The following is a 21,854-nucleotide window of genomic DNA, read 5'->3' as shown; positions in this document are numbered from 1 at the left end:
CGCGACTGTGGAAACAGCATTGCGCCGACAATCCGCTACGCTCGGACCTGCACAGATTTAACGGCTGATCTACAACGCCGCTCAGCTACCGCTTACTGCAATGTCATCATCACGGGACTCTCTCAGAACAGGAAATAGCGCTGCGCCATCGGCAGCACGACTGCGGCTTCGCAGACCAGCAACTGGCCGTCGGCGCGCACTTCGTAGGTTTCGGGATCGACTTCCATGCGGGGCGTGGCGCCGTTGTGGATCATGTCGCGCTTGCGCAGGTGACGCATGCCGTGTACGGCAATGACTGTCTTGTTCAAGCCCAGTTGCCGGCCGATGCCGGCGTCGCAGGCCGCTTGCGAGACGAACGTGAACGACTTTTTCAGGCCGCCGCCAAAGGCGCCGAACATCATGCGGTAGTGGACCGGCTGCGGCGTCGGGATCGACGCGTTCGGGTCGCCCATCTGCGCCGCCGCGATCATGCCGCCCTTGAGAATGATCGACGGCTTCACGCCGAAAAACGCCGGCTTCCACAGCACGATATCGGCGATCTTGCCCACTTCCAGCGAGCCGACCGCGTGCGAGACGCCGTGCGTGATGGCCGGGTTGATGGTGTATTTGGCGATGTAGCGCTTGACGCGAAAGTTGTCGTTGCGCGCCGTGTCGGGGGCGAGCGGGCCGCGCTGCTGCTTCATCTTGTGGGCGCTCTGCCAGGTGCGCATGATCACTTCGCCCACCCGGCCCATCGCTTGCGAGTCGGACGACATCATCGAGATTGCGCCCAGGTCGTGCAAGATATCCTCGGCGGCGATGGTCTCGCGCCGGATGCGCGACTCGGCGAAGGCCACGTCTTCGGCAATGGCGGGGTCGAGGTGATGGCACACCATCAGCATGTCGAGATGCTCGTCGAGCGTGTTGACGGTAAAGGGCCGGGTCGGATTGGTCGACGAGGGCAGCACGTTGTCCTGGCCGACGGCGGCGATGATGTCGGGCGCATGGCCGCCACCCGCCCCTTCGGTATGGAAGGTGTGGATGGTGCGGTCCTTGAAGGCGGCCAGCGTGGTTTCCAAAAAGCCGCCTTCGTTGAGGGTATCGGAATGCAGCGCCACCTGCACGTCCATGCGCTCGGCCACCGCCAGGCAGTTGTCGATGGCGGCCGGGGTGCTGCCCCAGTCTTCGTGCAGTTTGAGGCCGATCGCGCCGGCCAGCACCTGTTCCTCCAGAGGCCCCGGCAGGCTGACGTTGCCCTTGCCCATGAAGCCCAGGTTCATCGGAAAGGCGTCCGCCGCCCCCAGCATCGCATGCAGGTGCCACGGTCCCGGCGTGCAGGTGGTGGCCGCGGTGCCGGTCGCGGGACCGGTTCCGCCGCCGATCATGGTGGTGATGCCGCTCATGAGCGCTTCTTCGATCTGCTGCGGGCAGATGAAATGGATGTGGGTATCGACCCCGCCGGCGGTGACGATCATGCCTTCGCCGGCGATGATTTCGGTGGCGCCGCCGATGGCGATCGTCACGCCTGGCTGCACGTCCGGGTTGCCGGCCTTGCCGATGGCGGCGATCAGGCCGTTCTTGAGGCCGATATCGGCCTTGACGATGCCCCAGTGGTCGACGATGACGGCGTTGGTGATGACGGTATCCATCACGTCGGCATGCAGCCGCTGCGACTGGCCCATGCCGTCGCGGATGGTTTTACCGCCGCCGAACTTGACTTCCTCGCCATGGATGGCGAAGTCGCGTTCGATCTCGATGAACAGGTCGGTATCGGCAAGGCGGATGCGGTCGCCCGTGGTGGGGCCGAACATGTCGGCGTAGGCGCGGCGGCTGATCGAGGGCATCTCAATGGCCTCCGTGCGGTGGCAGTTCGCCCATCACCAGGCCGTTAAAGCCGAACACCATCCGGTCGCCGCCGAGCGCGACCAGTTCCACGGTGCGCCGCTGGCCCGGCTCGAAGCGCACCGCAGTGCCGGAAGCGATATTGAGCCGCATGCCGATTGCCGCGCTGCGCGCGAAGCGCAACGCGCTATTGACCTCGAAAAAGTGGAAATGCGAGCCGACCTGGATCGGCCGGTCGCCGCTGTTGGCCACCACCACAGTACGGGTGGCGCGGCCGGCGTTCAGTTCAATGTCGCCATCGGCAAGCAGGTATTGGCCGGGTATCATGCTCATCTCGCTCTCAGGGAATGGGGTTGTGGACGGTCACGAGCTTGCTGCCGTCCGGGAAAGTCGCCTCGACCTGGATATCGGGGATCATCTCGGCGATGCCGTCCATGACGTCGGCGCGCGTCAATATCGCGGCGCCTTCGGACATCAGCTGCGCCACCGTCTTGCCATCGCGCGCGCCCTCCATGATGGCCGCGCTGATCAAGGCCGCCGCTTCCGGGTAATTGAGTTTGAGGCCGCGCGCCATGCGCCGTTCGGCCAGCAAGGCGGCGGTGAAGATCAGCAGTTTGTCTTTTTCGCGCGGGGTCAGGTCCATGGCTTGTCGTCTCTCTTTTCAGGTGTTCCAGATGCGCGGCAGCGGCGCGGCGCACCCGAGCAGGTGCGGGCGCAGCATCTGCCACACCCCGAACATGGCGCGGCGCGCGCTTTCGCTGTCCTCGCCCAGGTAGCGTGCGACAAACACCGATTTGACCTGGGTCACGCCAAGCGACGGATCGAGCGCGCGCATGGCGTCGATCAGCGCGGCGCCGGCCGGCCGGCCCACGCCGACCAGGGTGGCGCACACGCTCGCGCCGTTCAGTCCCAGAGGGCTGTGCATGGCCGCGCCGCCGCCGCGCAGCGCGCCCTGCTCCCACCACAGCAGCTTGCCGCCACGGCGGATCTGCGTGTGCTGGGTGATGACGCCGCTATCGAAGGTCTCGCCCGAGGCGCGCCGGCCCAGGCACAGGATGTCGCAGCCGATGTAGCTGGCATCGAGCGCCAACTCGACCCGTTGTTCGAGCGCCACATGGGCGCCATTGAAGAAAATGGCTTCCTGCGGCATCCATTCGACGGCCGCGCCGGCGCCGGCGTCGATCGTCACATCCTGGCGCGAGACCTTGCCGTTGGCCCGGTACCACTTGGCGGCGCCGGGCGAGGTCAGGAACGCGTGCGTGGACGCGCCGGCGGACACGCTCACCGACAGCCGGTCGCCGCCCACCACGCCACCGGGCGGATGGACGATGATCGCGTGGCAGATGCGCGCGCCTTCCGGATACAGCGGCTTTTGCACCCGCAGCGGCCCGCTGTGGACGCGCTCCATCAGCCGCGTGGTGCCGCCATCGTCGGCGAAGCGCAGCCGCAGGCTCGCTTGCCATGCAGTGTGGGTCGGTTCGGTCGGCTGGCAATCTCGCATATCTTTGCAGGAGCAGGATGCGTGCCAGCGCACGCGGCACGTTCATGGTGCGGCGCGCCCACAACGGGTGATCAGGCGCACCGCCACGGCGCGCACGCACCACGTTGGTGCGTGCGCGCTTACTTAAAACTTGACACCCATCGACAGCGCCAGCACGTCGCGGTCCACCTGCGTGTTGTAGACGCCGCCCCACACCGGCGCATAGGCCACTTCGGCGACATAACGCTTCAGGTATTCCATGCGCACCCCCATGTTCACGGTGCGCCGGCCTTCGTTGAGAATGAAATCGTGCGACCATCCCTTCACGTCATGCTGCAATTGCGCCCATGCGTGCAGGTTCAGTCCCGGCCTTGCGTGGGCCAAGCGCGCGTCCACGCGTATGCGGTACGCATACGCGCTTGGCGTGACATACCCATCGCTGCTGCACTGGCGGGCGGCGTCGATGGACGTGACGACGCACGTCCCGTTGACCGGGCCATTGCCGTACTGGTCGACCCGTCCGTAGCGCCGCACGGACGGATCGGGCAGCGCGGCGACATGCTTGAGCACGACTTCGCCAAGGGTGCTCAGAGCGACGCCGCCGACGCGCGGCCAGTCCCGCTGCGCGCCCGCCTGAAGCTGGACAGTGCGGTAGCGGTCATAGGTGTGATACAGCGCGCCAGGCGCCAGCGCATCGACCTCCTTGCGCAGGAGCGATGGAAAAGCGGGATTGAGCAGTGCCGGCAAAATATCGCCTGGCGGCAGCTGCATGGGCTGGTTGGCGCGCCATGCCAACTCCCCGAACACGCCGCCGTGCGCGCGCCGGTGCATCACCGTCAGCGCCATCATGGCAATGTCGCCCGCGTATTCGGTGAAGTAGCGCATGTTCTTGCCATCCGGATCTCCTGCGATCATGCCCAAACCGGGCCGCTGCGCCTTGCGCACGCCAGGCAAGGGGGTGCTGCCGGTGTAGCGCGCGTAATACAAGCCCACGTCCATCGCCAGCGGCAGCGACTTCCACGTCAGCGCCGCTCCGTACTGTCCGCCGTCGACCGATGCCGGATTGTCCATGCGTTCGACATAGGCGCGCGCCGCCAGGCGCGTCCGGTCGCTGGCCGTCATCGGCCCTGCGAAAGCCAGGTTGCAGCCTTGCGCCATGTAGTCGGTACCGGACCAGAAAGTGCCGCACAGGTCCGGCGCCGATGGCCGAAAGCTGAGCTGGTAGAAGCCTTCGACGCCGAAACCGCTGCCACCCTCCAGCCGCGCGAACAACATGGGGGCCGGCACCAGGGTTTCCTGCGGCACGGCGTCGGCACGCCGGCGCGCCGGGAAGTCGACCGCGTTGAGCGCAGCCAGCCCGCCCGCAAAGCCGCTACGCTCACCCCATGCCAGCGACTGCTGCCCGAGGCGGGTCAGGAGCCGCGCGTCGCCGATGCGCGCGCTGTGCTGGACAACGGCGTCGCCCAGCGCCACCCCCGAAAAACGCGACAGCCGCGCGCCGCCGGCGTCGCCCAGCGGCTGGCCGGCCGCGTAGCCGTTGATGCTGTTGCCCCACGCACGCGCATGGTCGTTCAGGGCGAAGTCGTGCCACGCCTTGACGCGCACCAGCGCGCTGAAGTCGCCGTCAAAAGCGGCCAGCTCCACATAGCCCTTGAGCGCGCGCGTGACGGCGTCGCCGCGCCGGAAATTCAGGTTGGCGTCATCGCTGTTCTGGCCCGCGCTGGCAAGGCCGGACAGTCCGACCGCTTGCGCATTGTATGCAACGAGCATATGCGGGGCCGGTTCCTCGGTACGGAAGCTGGCGCCGAAACTGAGCCGCCCGCTCACTTGGGTCTCCAGCGCGCATGCCGGCGCCGCGCTCGCCAAAGCGGCGACCGTGAAAGCGACGTACACGTGCCGGCGCCCGGTGCAATGCATGTTTGGCCTGTGATAAGTTACGGTAAGCCGTCAGTGGCCGGCTTTTACTTTTGGTTACAACCCAAATTTACCACGCGCTACGAGCGCTTGTCACGCGTACTTACACACCCCACACGTCACGCTCGGCAAAGCCCAGTTCCGCGAAATCGTGCGCCCGGTCTTCGGCCTCGCCACGGCTGTAGAATTCATCGAGCTGCGGCGCTTCGACGGCGGTCCCGGCGAGCATCGCGTGGACCTGGCCACGGTGGTGGACCTGGTGCTGGAACAGGTGCGCCAGCAGGCGAGCGGGCGTGTCGAGCATGAGCCCGTGGTCGCGCAGGATGCCGACGTCGCGCACCAGCGTAGCCTCGTCGAGCTGGCGGCAGTAGGCGATCAGGCGCTGGTCGCTCGACTTTTGTGCGGCCCACAAACCGGCGCAGGTGGCGAACGGTTCTTCCGGCTCGAAGAAGGCGGCGCAATAGTCGGGATGCGGCTCGTCGCCGCGCGCCGCCCGCTCCATGGCGTCGATGTAGAACCAGTCGACTGTCAGCTTGTGATTCAGGGTCGCTTTGATCGACGGGAAAAAACTGGTGCGCGTGGCGAGTTCGAATTCTTCCTGCGACAACCGGGAGCATGCGCGCAACAGGCGGTGATTGGCCCAGGCGTTGTTGTAGGCCTGGGCGGTCAGGTAGCGAAGAAATTGGTTCATGGTGTCAGTCGGTGAAAGTGGAAGCCGCTCAGGCGGGTGGGCCATACAACGCCTCGGCGCGCTGGAACAGGATCCACGACGTGGCGATGTATTTGTCGCCGCTGCGCGCCACATGGCCTTTGTGCGAATGGGTGAAGCCGGCCGGCGCGATGATCAAGCGGCCCTGGCGCGCCGCGATTTTGCGCCGCTGGTAGTAGAACTCCGTCTCGCCGCCGTCGTCCACGTCGTTCAGGTAGAACTGGAACAGCAGCGCGCGGTGCAGGCTCTCGCAGCTGGCGTTCTGCGGATAGATTTCGGAATGCCAGTGATGATAGCCGCCGCTGGCCTGCAGGTACTTTTGCACGTTGATCTGGCCGGCGCGGTACATCATGCGCATCAGCTCATCGATGTGGGCGGTGCCGCACTCGTCGAAATTTTCCGGCGACAGCACCACCGGCTCGCCGCTAACTGGGTGAATCACCTGCGGCGACAATGCGCCGATGAGCATCATGCGGTATTTGTCCAGGTAGGCGCACAGGTGCTTGCGCACCGCTTGCATCATGATGGCCGCCACGTCCTGCCATTCCTCATGGGCCGAGATGGTCAGGTCGTAGCTGTCTTTCTTGCTGGTGTCGACGCCGTTGCCGGTCTTGCCGCGCACGACCTTGTCGCTGGCGTCGAAGCGCGCCATGACGGCGGCGCACTGCTCGCCGGTCAGCGCATTGTCGTAAATCTCGATGAAGTCGTCCATCGTCGGTCCCCGGATCTGGTTTTTATAATACCGGCATAGTACACAAGGCGCGCTGCGGGGTCACTAGCCGGCTTACAGCGCGACGTTCCATGCAAGCCCGTGCGCAAGAACGCGCGGTCCGAACACAAAGTGCAGCACGCGGCGCCGGCCTTGCCCGAGCGCCTTGGACGACGCATGCAGCAGCAGCGGGCGCATCACCAGCGCGCCGCCGATGCCGGCAAGGCACGCCACCGGCGGCGTGGCGGCGCGCGCAGCGGCGGCATCAGGCGGCGCAAGCACGCCGGCGCGGTGCGATCCCGGCACCACCAGCAGCGGCCCGTCGTCAAGGCCGCAAGGGTCGAGGTGCATGCGCACCGCCAGCAACGTTGCGAGCAGCGCCGGCGGCGCCTGCACGAACAGCGTGCCTTCCTTGACCGACCAGCCGCGCAACGCAGGCGCATCGACGCGCGCCGCCACCGGAATGCTCAGGTCCTGGTGCAACGGCACCAGCCAGTTGCGGTCCGCCGATTTCTCAAAGTAGGTACACTGCACCGCGACCGCGTCCGGATCAAGCAAGGATGCCAGCGCGGGATGGGCGCGCAGGCGCCGGGCCAGGTCGGCGCACCACGGCTGCGCCAGCAGGCAGCGCGTGCCGCCCGATGCCGCCACGGCCGGCCGCACCTGCCCCGCAAGGCGCGCGCAGTCGGCTGCCGGCAGCACCTCGGGCACGAGCGCGTAGCCCAGTTGACCGAAGCGCGCCTTCATTTGACGGCCAGCGCGTCCGACGCCATCGCCGCGCTCAAAAAAATCCGCCCATTGAGGACGCCCGGCAGCTCGCTCGCTTTCAGCCGGTCCATCACCGGCCCCTTGACCTCGGCCAGGTGCAGGCCGATGCCGCGCTGGCGCAGCGCCAGATTGAGTTCGCCCAGCCCGAACAGGGCCGACGTATCGATCGAGCTGACCGCCGTCATGACCAATACCAGGTGGCGGGCGGCCGGATGCAGCCGCAGTTCATCTTCGATGCGCGCGTTGACCGCTTCCACATTGCCGAAAAAGAGATTGGCGTCGATGCGCAGCATCAGCACATCGGGCACGGTGCCTGCGGGATAGCGTTCGATATTCCTGAAATGCTCGGTGCCGGCGATCCGCCCCAGCACCGCGATATGCGGACGGCTGGCGCGCAGGATCAGGGTGCCGAGCGAGAGCAGCACGCCGAGAATGACGCCGTAGTCGATGCCCAGCGCAATCACGCCGCCGGCGGTCGCCAGCAGGGCCAGCGCGTCGCTGCGGTCGTAGCGCCAGGCGGTGCGCAGGGTGTCAAGTTCCAGCATGCCCAGCACCGCCACGATGATGGTGGCCGCCAGCGCGGGCAGCGGCAGCAGCGCCAGCCAACCGGTCGGCGCGACCAGCGCCAGTGCCAGCAGCACGCCGGTGATGATGCTCGCCAGCGGCGTGTTGGCGCCGGCCGCGAAGTTCACGCCCGAGCGCGACAGGCTGCCGGTGACCGGCAAGCCGCCCGTGAGCGCGCTGCCGATATTGGCCACGCCCAGGCCGACCAGCTCCATATTGCTTTGCAGTTTTTCCTGGCGCTTGAGCGCGAGCGTTTGCGCGGCCGACATCCCCAGCAAGAAAATCATGAAGCCGATCAGCAGCGCCGGCTGCGCCAGCGCGCGCCAGTGGGCGCCGGAGGTGGCCAGGTTCAGGCCGGGCAAGCCGGAAGGGACCTCGCCGGTGCTCTGCACGCCCAGCGCCGGCAAGTCGATCAGGCTCGATAGCAGCATGGCGCCCAGCACCACCAGCATGGGCGCGAGGCGTGCGCCGATGTCGGCCACGTTGGCAGCCAGGCCGGCGCGGCACAGCAGCGGCGCCAGGTAGCGTTTGGCCAGCAGCAGCACGACGATGGCACCGCCGCCAAGCAGTGCGCTGGGCATATGCACCTGCGGCAGCGCGCCCCCGGCCAGCACCTTCACCTGGCCGATGGCGATGACGATTGCCGCGCCGATGGTGAAGCCGCTCATCACGGGACGCGAAAAGAAATTGGCCACATAGCCGAGCCGCAGCAGGCCGCACAGCAGCAGCACGGCGCCGGAAGCGAGGGCCAGTTGGGCGGCCAGCACGATGTACAGGCCGGAACCGGGAGCGGCCAGCGGCGCCAGGGCGGCGGCCGTCATGAGCGAGATGATCGCCATCGGCCCGACCGACTGGGTCATGCTCGATCCGAAGATCGCGTACAGAATGGGGGGAAGGATGCTGGCGTAGATGCCGGCCACCGGCGGCAAGCCGGCCACCAGGGCGTAGGCCATCCCCTGGGGGATCATCATGAGGGCGACGACGACGCCGGCGCTGATATCACCGGGCAGCGACGCGCGCCGGTAGTTTCTTGCCCACTGCAGCATGCCCACTTGATCTGTTTATCCTTTTGCCGGTGATGGCGGATTATACAGTAGCCGCCCGCCGGCGCTGCGGCGCCTACGACATCGCCAGCTCCACGCAATTGCGCCCCGCGCGCTTGGCCCGGCTCAGGGCCGCATCGACCCGCAGCATCAGCGAGTCGGCGCTTTCCTGGTCGGCCAGCTGCGCCACGCCCAGCGAAATGGTGAGCCTGTCGCAGCCGGCGATATCGGTCTGCGCCACCGCCACCCGGATTTTCTCGGCGATTTTCAGCGCGTCGATGGCGCTGGTATGCGGCACGATAATCAGGAACTCCTCGCCGCCCGAGCGGATCAGCACATCGCTGGTGCGCAGCACGGCCTGGGTTACCGCGGCCACCGTGCGCAGCGCCGCGTCGCCCACCGGATGGCCGAACTGGTCGTTGATGGCCTTGAAACGGTCGATGTCGAACCCGATCAGCGCCGCCGGCACCTTGTACCTGCGGGCGCGCTTGATTTCCAGTTCGAGCAGGTGCTCGCCGTGGCGCCGGTTGGCCACGCCCGTGAGCGCGTCGACCGTGGCCATGTGCGTCACCCGCCCCAGCAGGGCTTCGTTCTCGCGGCTGACCGCCGCCATGCGCAAGCCAAAACCGGCCAGCTGCGCCAGCGCCACGAAGGAATCGAGTTCCTCGGCACTGAACTGGCGCGCGCGGCCGAACATCAGGCACAGCGAGCCGGCCAGCGCACTGCCCGGCGCGGAACCGAGCGGCAGCCCCACCACCATGTCGACGCCCTTGTCGACCAGCGACAGCGCCAGTTCCGGCTCGCCCGCCTTGGCCGGCGCGTCGAGCAGGCACACTTCGTTGCTGCAGGCGGCCACCAGGCCCGGGAAAGCGTGCCGCAGCGGCGACTGCAACAGCCTGTCGCTTCGGTGAAGCACGCGCGCCAGGTTCAGGCCCGTGGGCGAATACTGCGCTTCGAGCTGCAGGTCGCCCGGCACGTCCATGCGAAACAGCGACGCGTGTACCGCGCCGGAAGCGTCGCACAGGGCCACGCAAATCTGTTCGGCCACGGTGGCCAGGTCATCGACATCGACCAGCGCCTGCTGCAAGCGCGTGCGCAAGGCGAGCAGCGCGCGCAGGTCGTCCGCATGCGTGACGCTCGCCTCGGGCGCCTGCAACTGGGCGCCGATGGCGGCGCGCAGCTCGCCCTCGTCGAGCGGCGTGATGGCGTAAGCGAGCGGGCCAAACTTCATCAGCGCGGGCAGCCAGCCGGCGCTGATGAACGGGCACAGGACCAGCACCGGCGCACCGGCGCGGCGCGCGATCAGTGTACCGAGGGCGTCGAGATCGAAGCTGCGATCGAACCGCTCGAGATCGATAATCAACAGGTCGACCCGCTCCTGGCCCAGCAGCACGGTGGCCTGCTCGCTGCCGTCGGCGATGAACAGGCGCGCGAACATGTCGGCATACATGCCCTGAAAATCGACCCGACGCTGTCCTACCGGATTCAGAAAAAGTCCAATCTGCTGCGTCATCGAATCTCCTTGAGCACGAAAGTATGCGGCATAAATACGCAGCGGCAACACAGCTTGCGTCCATCCGTTTCACAGTTTGCCATAAAGCACCAACTCAGCAAACACCAACATGTGCGCAGTGTGCGCGGGCGCACCGTCATCATGCCAGCACGGTCCGATACTGCCCGTTCTAACGGAGGAAGCACCATGCCAAATACTGATGAGAACGCAATGAGTTCGCAGGTCGAAGCGGTCGCCGACAAGCAGCGCGCGATCCAGAGCAGGCAGGATGAGAAAGACGCCTCGGGCGGCAAGGAAGAAAGCGAGCAAGCGGTGCAAACGGGCGGCGCGGCGCAGCCGGCGCCGCCGCTGCCCTCGCAGCACCTGGTCAAACCGGGAATCGAAGCGTCGATGGAGCTCAAACCGCGCTTCATGGCCGACGGCTACAGGGCTAGCGGCAAGCTGCAGGGGCAAACCGCGATCATCACCGGCGGCGACTCCGGCATCGGGCGCGCGGTGGCCGTGCTGTTCGCGCGCGAAGGCGCCGACGTGGCCATCTTTTACCTGAACGAACATGAAGACGCCGACGAAACGAAGCGCTGCATCGAAGCCGAAGGCCAGCGCTGCATCACGGTGGCGGGCGACGTCAAGGACATGGCGTTCTGCCAGGAGGCGGTGGACAAGGTGGTGGCCGAATTCGGGCGCCTCGATGTGCTGGTCAATAACGCCGCCTTCCAGGAGCACGCCGAATCGCTGCTGGACCTGACCGAAGAGCGCTTCGACGAAACCATGCGCACAAATATATACGGCTACTTCCACATGGCCAAAGCCGCCCTGCCCTACCTCAAGCGCGGCGCGGCGATCATCAATACCGGCTCGGTGACCGGGCTGCAGGGCTCGGGCAAGCTGCTCGATTACTCGGCCACCAAGGGCGCGATCCACGCGTTCACGATGTCGCTGGCTTCGAACCTGCTCGATCAGGGCATCCGCGTGAATGCGATTGCGCCAGGCCCGGTCTGGACGCCGCTCAACCCGGCCGACCAGTCTCCCGAGAAGATCGCCACATTCGGGCAGGACACCGACATGCGCCGTCCTGCCCAACCGGAAGATCTCTCGCCGGCGTACGTGTTTTTGGCCTCGTCGGTATGTTCGGGCTACATCACAGGCATCGTGTTGCCGGTCACCGGCAGCGTGGGCGGATAAGGAAAGGACCGGCATATGGGACGCAGTCTGTGGAAAGGCGCAATCAGCTTCGGGCTGGTGCATATTCCGGTCGAGATGCATCCGGCCGTGAGCGACAACGCGCTTGACTTGACCATGCTCGACCGGCGCGATTTCTCGCCGGTCGGCTTCAAGCGCTACAACAAGGGCAACAACAAGGAAGTTGTCTGGGACGACATCGTCAAGGGCTACGAGTACAGCGACGGCGAGTACGTGGTGTTGTCCGAGGAAGACCTGCGCCGCGCCAATCCCGAGGCCACCGGCACCATCGACATCCTCGCTTTCGTCGACGCCGGGACGGTGCCGCTGCTGTATTACGAGCAGCCCTACTACCTGGCGCCCGGCAAGGGCGGCGATAAAGTCTATGCGCTGCTGCGCGAGACCTTGAAAAAAGTCGGCAAGATCGGCATCGCCACGGTGGTCATCCGCGTCAAGCAGCACCTGGCGGCGCTGGTATGCGAAGGCGACACGATTGTGCTCAACACGCTGCGCTACAGCGACGAGATCCGTCCCACCGATGAACTCAAGATCCCGACCGCCAGGTCGAAAACCGCCGCCATCTCCGACAAGGAGCTGAAAATGGCGATGGCGCTGGTCGAGGGCATGAGCGAGGACTGGAAGCCGGAGCAGTACCACGACAGCTATCGCGAAGACATCCTCGCGCTGGTCGCGAAGAAGGTCAAGGCCAAACAGACCAAGAGCATCACCATGCCGGACAAGGAAAAGGCGCCGGCGGCCAAAAGTAACGTCATCGACCTGGTGGCGCTGCTCCAGCAAAGCCTGGGCAAGAAGCCCGGCAAGGCCAGTACACCCGTCGAAGAGAACGAGGACGAGGACGAGGAAGAAGCGCCGGCCGCCAAACCGCGCAAGGCTGCTTCAACAAGCCCGCGCCGCGCCAAGGCGCCGGCCAAGGCGCCGGCCAAGGCGCCGGCCAAGGCGCCGGCCAAGCCGGCGGCCAAAGCCAAGGCGCCGGCCCGGCGCAAGGCCGCGTGATCTGACAGGAGCCGCATGGACGCTATGTTTGCCTTACTCGAATGGCCGGCGATGGCGATCAGCCTGGCCGCCGCGTGGTGGATGGGTTCAACAAAGGCCGGCAAGCGCATCGTCGCCTTCTGCATGCTCATCGTCGGCAACCTGATGTGGATCGCGTGGGGCTGGGGCGAAGCCGCCTGGGCGCTCATTGCGCTCAACCTCGGCCTGCTGGCCCTGAACGTGCGCGCCATCCGCAAGAACGAGGATGGCTGACGAAGACCAACCGTCGCCGGACATGCAGTAATGGCAAGCATTTCGCAGCCAGGCTGCCCCTTTTTACCGAACCGTTGCAATGGCCTCGACAAACGATGGCGGTCTGTCAGGCAGCGTCGTCGCCACGGTATTGTTCCCGGTGGAGGGCATGCTTTTTCGCCTTGCCTATTCCCGGCGTCCAGGATGCCCGAAGTAACAGGCCAATCGGACGAATTGTAAAGCTGCGCAACCTGGCTGGATGAAAACACATTACTCATGTGATAATGCCAACATTCACTTGACAGGACATCAACATGAAATTCGCTTTCCTGGCAGCCGCCGCGCTGCTCGCATCGCCCTGCGGCCTGGCGCTCGCCGACGTCACCGAGCAAGACGCCATTCAAGCCCAGGTGGCCGGGGCCATGGCCTCGGGCGACTACGCCACCGCCAAGTGCCCCAATCTGACCGTCGACAAAGAGCGCCTGGCCGAACAGATCAAAAAGTCCGGCAAAACGGCGGAACAACTACGCGCGAGCGAAGAGTACGCCGAGCAGCGCGATGTCATCAAGACCATCGCCGCCACCGACAAAGCCCTCATGCTGTGCGTCTTGCTGCCACAGGCGCACGGCGGATACGGCCGCGCCATCGTCGTCGAAAAAGAATAGCCGTGAACGCATCGCGCTTCAGACAGCACGCGCCTGACAGGCCGGTAAATTCATGAATCGCCTGAAAGGCAGCCGTGGCCAAGCGTGATCTGACGCGTCATGCGGAAGGCGCCGCAGTCAGTGTGCTGTTCCTGTTGTCGCTGCTCTTCCTGGGCATGATCGTCGGCGAAGTTGCCCTGATCGCGCTCTATCTTTTATGGCCGATGGGCCTCATCGCCGCAGCGCTGGTCTGGTACCTGACCTTGTCCGACATGCCCTTGCCGAGCAAGGTCCTTCGTCTCGGCCTGTACCTGCTTTTCTGCGTCCTGACAGTGCTCACCATCTTGTTCACCCCCACCAACGAGGGGAACATCACTCTCAAGGCCGCCGCCTTCCCGGTCCTGGGCATGCTGATCTTCGCCGCGCGCTTCCCGGCCCCAAAGAAATGAATTGATAAAAACTATCGATTGGATATATTTAATTGACTTTGACTAACTGATGAGCTCAACTACACTTCTTGCATCGAATCACCACTGAGGAGTTGCAAGCATGAGCCAAGACCAACAGATCACCACCGCTTCCGGCATCCCGGTCGCCGACAACCAGAACGCCATCAGCGCGGGCCCGCGCGGCCCCTTGCTGCTGCAAGACTTTCACCTGATCGAAAAGCTCCAGCACTTCAACCGCGAGCGCATTCCCGAGCGCGTGGTACACGCCAAAGGCTCGGGCGCGTACGGCACCTTCACCGTCACGCACGACATCAGCCACTTGACCAAGGCCCGGCTGTTTGCCGCCATCGGCAAGAAGACCGACACCTTCGCCCGCTTTTCCACCGTGGGCGGTGAGCGCGGCAGCGCCGACACCGAACGCGATCCACGCGGTTTCGCCCTGCGCTTTTACACGGAAGAAGGCAACTGGGACCTGGTCGGCAACAACACGCCGATGTTCTTCATCAAGGACCCGATCAAGTTCCCCGACTTCATCCACACCCAAAAGCGCTGCCCGCGCAGCAATCTCAAGTCGCCCACCATGATGTTCGACTTCTGGAGCCGTGCGCCCGAAAGCCTGCACCAGGTGACGATGCTGTTCTCGGACCGGGGCACGCCCGACGGCTACCGCCACATGGACGGTTTCGGCAGCCATACCTATAGCCTGATCAACGCCGCCGGCGAACGCGTCTACGTCAAGTGGCACTTCAAGACGCGCCAGGGCATCAGGAACCTCAGTGCAGCCGACGCCGCGCGCATCGCCGGCGAAGACCCGGACTACGCCCAGCGCGACCTGTTCGGCGCCATCGAACGCGGCGACTTCCCGCAGTGGGAAGTGCGGCTCCAGGTGGCCAGCGAGCAGCAGCTGGACGACTGGGAAGCGCGCACCGGCTGGAATCCGTTCGACCTGACCAAAGTCTGGCCGCACCGCGACTTTCCGCTGCAACCGGTCGGCATCTTCGAGCTCAATCGCAATCCCGACAATTACCACGCCGAAGTCGAGCAGGTGGCGTTTTCGCCGGCGAACGCGGTGCCGGGCATGGGCTACTCGCCGGACAAGATGCTGCAAGGCCGCCTGTTCGCCTACCACGACGCCCAGCTGTACCGGGTCGGCACCAACCACCAGCACCTGCCGGTAAACGCGCCACGCTGCCCGATGCACAACCAGCAGCGCGATGGCGCGATGGCGGTCCATAACGGCGGTGCGGCGCAGAACTACGCCACCGTCAACGCCACCGGCAGCGCCCCGCGCGGCATGGGCCACGGCGAACCGGAACTGGCGCTGCGCGGCGGCGCCGGCCGCTTCGATGGACGCGGCATGGAAGACGACTATACCCAGGCCGGCAACCTGTTCCGCCTCCTGACGGCGCAAGAGAAGCTGAACCTGTGCGCCAACCTGGCCGGCCCCTTGAGCCAGGTCAGCGACGAGATCCTGCAGCGCCAGCTGGCCCACTTCGACAAGGCCGACAGCGCTTACGGCAACGGCGTGCGGGCCGCGCTGAACATGAAGTAAGGATCCGGTGCGCGCTCGGCGCCGGCCCGCGCATCACGGCTTCTTGAAGCCCAGCTTCTTCATGGCCGCCGTCAACGTTTTGGCGGCTTTTGCGTAGCCGTCCCACGGCGCGTTGCCGAGGTCGAGACGTGCATGCGCGTTATGCACCGTCCACTGGTCGCCGGACTTGAGCGCGGCCAGTTCATCCCACCCCACCGGCACCGAAATCCCCAGCCCCGGCCGCACCCGCGCCGACCAGGCGCAGGCGGTGGTGGCGCCACGCCCGTTGCGCAGGTAATCGATGAAGATCTTGCCGACCCGGTTTTTCGGGCCGCTCTTGAACGCAAAGCGCTCCGGCAGGGTGAGCGCCATATGCCGCACCACTTCCTGCGAAAAGTCCTTTACCGTGTCCCAATCGAGGCCGCCCTTGAGCGGCACCACCACATGCAAGCCCTTGCCGCCGCTGGTTTTCAGAAAAGACGGCAAGCCCAGTTCATCCAGGAATGCGTGCATCAGCTGCGCCGCCTCCTGGATCGCGGCCCAGTCGACGCCCTCGCCCGGGTCCAGGTCGAACACCATGCGGTTGGGCGCCTGGTAGCTCTTGCCGATGGCGTTCTGGGTATGAAACTCCACCACGTTCCACTGCGCCGCCGACAGAATGCCGCCCACGCTGCCCACTTCGAGCATCGGTGGATGCTCCGGGTCGAGCGCCGGGTCCATCTGCTTCACGCCGGGCAGCTTGTCCACGTCCGCATGCTTCTGGAAAAACAGCTCGCCCCCCACGCCGCCCGGGGCGCGCACCAGCGACACCGGCCGCCCTTTCAGGTGCTCCATCATCAGCGCGCCGACCAGCGCGTAATAGCGAATCAGCTCGATCTTGGTGGCGCCGCTTTGTTTGTCGATCACGCGCTCGCCGTGGGTCACCTTCAGGGTCGCGGGCAGCTTGCCTTGGGGCGCCACCGGCTCCGCCTTCGCCCTTGCGCTCCTTGCTTTGCTTGTGCTTTGCGTCTGCATCGACTCCTCCCTATGTGTGGCCACTTCACGCCCGATCGACGTGGCTGGCTTGTCGTTGCGCAGGCCCTGGAACACGGCATGGCGGATTGCCCCGGCGCTGGTCCACTCGGCAAAGCTGACCTCCGCCACCAGCGTGGGCTTGACCCAATGATGCTTGCGGCCCGCCACCGCCTTGGGCGGAAACGGGCTCGCGTCCGTATCGAGGGCGCTCAATTTGGCTTTCAGGTCGCGCAGCACGGCCTGGGTAAAGCCGCTGCCGACGTTACCGGCGTACTGCAGCACGCCGTCCTTGTCGTGGGTGCCGAGCAGCAGCGCGCCGATGCCGGCGCGCGCACCCTGCGGATCGGTGTAGCCGCCGATGACGAATTCCTGGCGCTGGCCGCATTTGAGCTTGATCCAGTCGGGCGAGCGGCGCGTGACGTACAGCGAGTCGCGCCGCTTGCCGATCACCCCTTCCAGTCCCAGCTTGCAGGCGGCAAGCACCAGTTCCTCCGGATCGGTCCCGAATTCGCCCGAAAAACGCACCGCGTCAGACGACGCCTTGCCGAGCGTCGCGCCAAGCAGCGCGCGCCGCGCTTCGAGCGGAACGTTGCGCAGGTCGTGGCCCTTGAAATACGGCGCGTCGAACAGGAAGTACACAATGTCGGCCGTGTTCGCGCCGTCGAAGGCCAGTTGCAGCAGCCCGAAGTCGGGCCGTCCATTGTCGTCATGGACCACGATTTCGCCGTCGTACCAGCCATCCGGCAGCTTGAGTTTGAGCAGTTCCTTGTACAGCGGTTCGAGCTTGCGGGTCCAGTCGTGGCCATTGCGGGTCATCAGGTGTACCTGTTTGCCCTCGATCCGCGCCAGCAGGCGGTAGCCGTCGAACTTGACCTCGAAGATCCATTCGGCCGGGTCGCCCGGGGGCTGGTCGACCAGGGTCGCCAGTTCGGGCGAGAGCGACGCCGGCAGGGCCGCCTTGAGCGCTTGCGCCGGCATGCCGCGGGTAGCGCTGGCCGCCGCCGCTGTTTTGGGCGTGGCCTTGACCGCTTTGGCGCCCGGCATGGGCAGTTTGCTGACGCTGTCCGGCATCTCGTCGACCACCGAAAACTCGGCGGCCGGCTTCGCGTAATCGTCCTTTTCCTTGATCAGCAGCCAGGGCTCCTGCTTTTCGCCCTTGCCCTTCATCCGCACCAGCACCCATTTGCCGCGCATCTTATGGCCGTCAATCTCGAACTTGAGGTTTCCGTCCTGGTAGCCCTTGTGCGGATCGCCCTGCGGCTGCCAGGTGCCCTTGTCCCAGATGATCACCTTGCCGGCCCCGTACTGCTTTTCCGGGATGGTGCCTTCAAAGCGCGCATACGAGATCGGATGGTCCTCCACGTGTACCGCCATCCGCTTGTCTTTGGTGTCGTAACTGGGCCCCTTGGGCACGGCCCAGCTTTTCATGGTGCCGTCCAGTTCCAGCCGAAAGTCGTAATGCAGGCGGCTGGCCCAGTGCTTCTGGATGACGAAGGTGAGTGCATCGGGAGTCGCCTCGCCTCCCTCGGCCGGCTCGGTGGTGATCGAAAAATCGCGTTTGGACTGATACACCTTTAATGCATCCCGCATGGCGGCAACCTCGTGATGGTGGTTTTTTGCCGATTTTGGGGCCAGGCGGGCCGAACGACTGTTCGCCAGCTAACTGAGCGAGTTTCCCGGCTGATTGTAAGTAGTTGTAAATCGCGTCAACTGGGATGCAAGTGGCCGCGTTAGTGACTCTGTAGCACCCAAGAATTGCTCCACCATATAACCACACTGAGGAAACACCATGAAAAAAGTTATCGCATCGTTGATCGCCGGCCTGTTCGCTACCTCGGTTTTCGCCCAGGCTCCTGCCGCACCTGCCGCTGCCGCACCAATCGCCAAAGCCGAAGCAAAAGAAACCAAAGCAGTCGTCAAAGCTGACGCAAAAGCTGCCAAAGCCGACGCAAAAGCCGATGCAAAAGTAGAAAAAGCAGCCGCTGAAGCCAAGTCCGACGTCGCCGAAGCCCACGCTGACGCCACCAAATCCAAGGCCAAAGCCCATTCGAAAGCCAAAAAAGCGAAAGCAGAAGCCAAAGCCGACAAAGCTGTCGACACCGCAGAAGCCAAAAAAGACGCAGCAATGAAGTAAGTTGTTCCCGCAGTGAGAAGAAAGAGACAGGCCCCCCTGTCTTTTTTTTCGTCCCGTTTTTCGTTTCCCCGGATCAAAACACGTTCTTTATAAAAAATGTGCGTCGATCTCACCCTGCTTTAACCCCTTTTTTCGCGCCGCTCCGTTTCACAGTCAATGCCGGCACCAGCGCCGGCCAACCGGAGCTTCCCCATGTTCAACCGAATCCTGCCCCTGGCGCTGCTGTTTTCCGCCACGTCCCTAGCGCTCGCGCAATCGCCGCGCCTGATCCAGCGTCCACCACCGTTAATGCAGAGCGCCGCCGACGCACGGCCGATCGAACTGCAATCGCTCTCAATCAGCGCCGACATCAGTGGCGGCATGGCGCAAACGACCGTGCGCATGGAGTTCTACAACCCCAACGCGCGCCAGCTCGAGGGCAAGCTGCAGTTTCCGCTGCCCGACGGCCAGCAGGTCAGTGCCTTCGCCCTTGATATCGACGGCAAAATGCGCCCCGCCGTGCCGGTCGAAAAGGAGCGCGGCCGCGCCGTGTTCGAAGAAATCGTGCGGGGCCGCGTCGACCCCGCCCTGCTCGAAGTCACCCAAGGTAACAACTTCAAGCTGCGCGTCTACCCGATCATGCCGGGCAAGACCCGCACCGTCGAACTGACCTACGCCGGCCCGTTGACGCGCAGCGCCGCCAACTGGCTCTATCAGTTGCCGCTGGCCTTTGGCGAGGTACGCAATTTCGACCTGGCCATCCGCGTCAACGACGCCGCCGACGCGCCGCGGCTGCTCGCCAACGGCCACGAGCTGCGTTTCGAGCGGACCGGCGGCGCCTATGAAGCGCGCCTTCAGCGCCAGAACTACAAGGCCGAGCGCGAAATCGGCATCCAGACCGTGGCCTCAAGGGACGCGCGCATCTATCGCGAAACACGCCTCGGGCAATCGTGGTTCCTGGCCGAGATTCCGGTCGCGGCGGCCCCTGTGGCGCGTGCGCGTCCGCGCGTCATCGGCCTGCTGTGGGACAGCTCGGGCTCGGGCGAGCAGCGCAACGTCGGGCAGGAACTGGCCGGACTCGATGCCTATTTCCGCGCGCTCGGTTCGGTGCAGGTGCGCCTGACGCGCCTGCGCGACCGTCCCGAAGCGCAGCAGGTTTTCGAGATCCGTGGCGGCGACTGGAGTGCCCTGCGGCGCGTGCTGGAGGCCACCCGCTACGACGGCGCCAGCGCGCTCAACGACTGGAAGCCGGAAGCGAGCGTCGACCAGTACCTGCTGTTTTCCGACGGCCTGGCTAACTATGGCGCGGCGCGCGCGCCGGTACTGGCGCAGCACCAGGCGCTGTTTGCGCTGGTTTCGTCCGCGTCGTCCGACACCGGCCGCCTGGCCGCACTGGCCGAACGCAACCGCGGCCAGATCATCCACATCGACCCCGCCGCACCTGGCCGCGCCAGCGAGGCCCTGCTGTCGGCGCAGCCGCGTATCGAACAGGTATCGGCCACCGGCGCCACCGACATCGAAGCCGGCAGCGGCGTGGTTGAAGGCGGCATGCTGCGCATCGCCGGCCGCCTGCTCACCGACGACGCCACCCTCAATGTCACGCTGGCCGGCGGCACCAAGAAGGAAACCGTGAACCTGCAGATTCGCCCCGACAGCCCGCAGCATCCGCTGGCCGCGTCGACCTGGGCGGCACTACGCCTGCGCGCGCTCGAAGCGGACCCCGAGCTGCACCGCTCCGAAATCGGCCGCATCGGGCGCCGCTTCGGCATTCCGACCCGCGAAACGTCGCTGATCGTGCTCGACCGGCTGGAAGACTATGTGCGCTACGAGATCGAGCCGCCGCAGGACTACCTCGACGCCTGGCGCAAGCTCAAGGACCTGCGCGGCGGCCAGCGCAGCAGCGCGCGCGTCAAGCATCTGGAGCAGGTGGTACGACATTTCGAGAGCCGCACCGCGTGGTGGAACACGGCCTTCCCGCGCGTTGCCGCCAAACCCGCGCAAGAGCGCTACCAACCGTTCGATAACCTGAGGGCAGCGCCTTCCGCACCGATGCCGGCGCCCGCTCCTGTGGGGCAGGCGTTTTCAGAAAAGGCAGCGCCGGAGCCGGAGCGCGTCGAGATAACGGCATATTCGATACGACGCCCCGAGATGGCATCGATGCTTGCGCCGCAAATGGCATCGGCCAAGGAAAAGAGCGTATCCGAGCGCGCGCCGTCGATCGGCATGGGCCTGAAAAAATGGGTGCCGAACGCGCCCTACGTCAAGCGCCTGCGCGACGCCGACGCCGCCAGCGTCTACGCCATTTACCTCGACCAGAAACCCGATTACGCCAACAGCAGCGCCTTCTATCTGGACGCCGCCGACATCCTGCTCGAAAAACGGCAGCCCGACCTGGCGCTGCGCGTGTTGTCCAACCTGGCCGAAATGGACCTGGAAAACCGCGCGGTGCTGCGCATCCTCGGCTACCGCCTGTTGCAGGCCGGCGCGCCGCAGCTGGCGGTGCCGGTCTTCGAAAAAGTGCTGCGCCTGGCCGGTGAAGAACCGCAATCGTACCGCGACCTGGGCCTGGCGCAGGCCGCCAGCGGCCGCACGCAGGAAGCGATCGATACGCTCTACGAGGTGGTCGAACGGCCGTGGGACGGTCGCTTTCCGGATATCGAGACGATTGTACTGGCCGAAATCAACGCCATCGTCGCCGCCTCCTCCAAGCCGCTCGATGTGCGCCGCATCGACCCGCGCCTGCGCGCCAACCTGCCGCTCGACTTGCGCGTGGTGCTGACCTGGGACGCCGACAACAGCGACATGGACTTGTGGGTCACGGCGCCGGATGGCGAAAAATCGAGCTATCTGCACCGCTTGTCCAGCCAAGGTGCGCGCATGACCAACGACTTCACGGGCGGCTATGGTCCGGAAGAGTTTTCAGTGCGGCGCGCGGCGCCGGGCAAGTACAAGATCGAGGCCAACTACTATGGCAACCGCCAGCAGGTGGTGGCCGGCGCGACCACCTTGCAGGTCAAGCTGTTTACCGCGTTCGGCACGCCGCGCCAGAAAGAACAGGCGATCACCTTGCGCCTGAAGGACCGCAGCGAAACGGTGTTCGTGGGCGAGTTCGACATCAAGCCCTGAGTTGGCGGCGCGTCTTGATAAAGATGCGCCGC

19 protein-coding genes are annotated in these 21,854 nt (G+C 65.4%); 8 read left to right on the top strand and 11 right to left on the bottom strand.

Features of this window, described 5'->3' with window-relative positions; genetic code table 11:
- Window positions 1-122: 122 nt before the first annotated feature.
- The 10 genes from ureC to F1735_RS23135 all read right to left on the bottom strand — a co-directional run bounded on the left by ureC (window position 123) and on the right by F1735_RS23135 (window position 10,521).
- Window positions 123-1,823 (bottom strand): urease subunit alpha, encoded by a 1,701-nt coding sequence (ureC, locus tag F1735_RS23180; RefSeq protein ID WP_167239122.1) that lies wholly within the window; start codon window positions 1,821-1,823, stop codon window positions 123-125.
- A 1-nt stretch (window position 1,824) separates the two neighbouring features.
- Window positions 1,825-2,148: an urease subunit beta gene (locus tag F1735_RS23175; RefSeq protein WP_167239126.1), complete on the bottom strand. Its 324-nt coding sequence runs from the start codon at window positions 2,146-2,148 to the stop codon at window positions 1,825-1,827.
- Between the two features lie 13 nt (window positions 2,149-2,161).
- Window positions 2,162-2,464: an urease subunit gamma gene (locus tag F1735_RS23170; RefSeq protein ID WP_167239121.1), complete on the bottom strand. Its 303-nt coding sequence runs from the start codon at window positions 2,462-2,464 to the stop codon at window positions 2,162-2,164.
- A gap of 18 nt (window positions 2,465-2,482) precedes the next feature.
- Complete coding sequence (locus F1735_RS23165) at window positions 2,483-3,322, bottom strand: urease accessory protein UreD (protein ID WP_167239120.1); 840 nt, start codon at window positions 3,320-3,322, stop codon at window positions 2,483-2,485.
- A gap of 123 nt (window positions 3,323-3,445) precedes the next feature.
- Window positions 3,446-5,218, bottom strand: coding sequence for a DUF1302 domain-containing protein (locus F1735_RS23160; protein WP_167239119.1), 1,773 nt, complete (start codon window positions 5,216-5,218; stop codon window positions 3,446-3,448).
- A 100-nt stretch (window positions 5,219-5,318) separates the two neighbouring features.
- Entirely contained in the window at window positions 5,319-5,906 is a 588-nt protein-coding gene (locus F1735_RS23155) for a DinB family protein (RefSeq protein WP_167239118.1), read from the bottom strand.
- 28 nt (window positions 5,907-5,934) lie between these two features.
- Complete coding sequence (locus F1735_RS23150; protein WP_167239117.1) at window positions 5,935-6,636, bottom strand: 2OG-Fe(II) oxygenase; 702 nt, start codon at window positions 6,634-6,636, stop codon at window positions 5,935-5,937.
- 72 nt (window positions 6,637-6,708) lie between these two features.
- The gene (locus tag F1735_RS23145; RefSeq protein ID WP_167239116.1) at window positions 6,709-7,380 is read right to left on the bottom strand and encodes a phytanoyl-CoA dioxygenase family protein; all 672 of its coding nucleotides are present in this window, start codon (window positions 7,378-7,380) and stop codon (window positions 6,709-6,711) included.
- Window positions 7,377-9,011 carry a SulP family inorganic anion transporter gene (locus F1735_RS23140; RefSeq protein ID WP_167239115.1) on the bottom strand — a complete coding sequence of 545 codons (1,635 nt, stop codon included), beginning with the start codon at window positions 9,009-9,011 and terminating at the stop codon, window positions 7,377-7,379. The genes F1735_RS23145 and F1735_RS23140 overlap by 4 nt, the downstream gene beginning before the upstream one ends.
- A gap of 73 nt (window positions 9,012-9,084) precedes the next feature.
- Complete coding sequence (locus F1735_RS23135; RefSeq protein ID WP_167239114.1) at window positions 9,085-10,521, bottom strand: GGDEF domain-containing protein; 1,437 nt, start codon at window positions 10,519-10,521, stop codon at window positions 9,085-9,087.
- 186 nt (window positions 10,522-10,707) lie between these two features.
- Between F1735_RS23135 and F1735_RS23130 the strand changes: the two genes are divergently transcribed.
- From F1735_RS23130 to F1735_RS23105, 6 genes are all read left to right on the top strand, one after another.
- On the top strand, window positions 10,708-11,703 hold the full coding sequence (locus F1735_RS23130) for an SDR family oxidoreductase (protein WP_229505917.1): 996 nt from the start codon (window positions 10,708-10,710) through the stop codon (window positions 11,701-11,703).
- 15 nt (window positions 11,704-11,718) lie between these two features.
- Entirely contained in the window at window positions 11,719-12,714 is a 996-nt protein-coding gene (ku, locus tag F1735_RS23125; protein WP_167239113.1) for a non-homologous end joining protein Ku, read from the top strand.
- A gap of 15 nt (window positions 12,715-12,729) precedes the next feature.
- Entirely contained in the window at window positions 12,730-12,966 is a 237-nt protein-coding gene (locus F1735_RS23120) for a hypothetical protein (RefSeq protein WP_167239112.1), read from the top strand.
- A gap of 293 nt (window positions 12,967-13,259) precedes the next feature.
- Entirely contained in the window at window positions 13,260-13,610 is a 351-nt protein-coding gene (locus F1735_RS23115; protein WP_167239111.1) for a hypothetical protein, read from the top strand.
- A 74-nt stretch (window positions 13,611-13,684) separates the two neighbouring features.
- The gene (locus tag F1735_RS23110; protein WP_167239110.1) at window positions 13,685-14,038 is read left to right on the top strand and encodes a hypothetical protein; all 354 of its coding nucleotides are present in this window, start codon (window positions 13,685-13,687) and stop codon (window positions 14,036-14,038) included.
- 100 nt (window positions 14,039-14,138) lie between these two features.
- Window positions 14,139-15,590, top strand: a complete 1,452-nt coding sequence (locus tag F1735_RS23105; protein ID WP_167239109.1) for a catalase — start codon at window positions 14,139-14,141, stop codon at window positions 15,588-15,590.
- 33 nt (window positions 15,591-15,623) lie between these two features.
- Here the strand turns inward: F1735_RS23105 and ligD are convergent, their stop codons facing one another.
- Window positions 15,624-18,173, bottom strand: a complete 2,550-nt coding sequence (ligD, locus tag F1735_RS23100) for a DNA ligase D (RefSeq protein ID WP_167239108.1) — start codon at window positions 18,171-18,173, stop codon at window positions 15,624-15,626.
- Window positions 18,174-18,372: 199 nt separating this feature from the next.
- On the opposite strand from ligD, the gene F1735_RS23095 reads away from it, so the two are divergent.
- Window positions 18,373-18,717, top strand: coding sequence for a hypothetical protein (locus F1735_RS23095; protein ID WP_167239107.1), 345 nt, complete (start codon window positions 18,373-18,375; stop codon window positions 18,715-18,717).
- Between the two features lie 192 nt (window positions 18,718-18,909).
- Window positions 18,910-21,822 carry a VIT domain-containing protein gene (locus F1735_RS23090; protein WP_167239106.1) on the top strand — a complete coding sequence of 971 codons (2,913 nt, stop codon included), beginning with the start codon at window positions 18,910-18,912 and terminating at the stop codon, window positions 21,820-21,822.
- The last annotated feature ends 32 nt before the right edge of the window (window positions 21,823-21,854 follow it).

This window comes from Massilia genomosp. 1, from assembly GCF_011682185.1.
In the GTDB taxonomy this organism is placed as follows: Bacteria; Pseudomonadota; Gammaproteobacteria; order Burkholderiales; family Burkholderiaceae_D; genus Telluria_A; species Telluria_A rubra.
The sequence above is the reverse complement of the archived record's forward strand: the minus strand, read 5'-3'. Positions and strand labels throughout refer to the sequence as shown.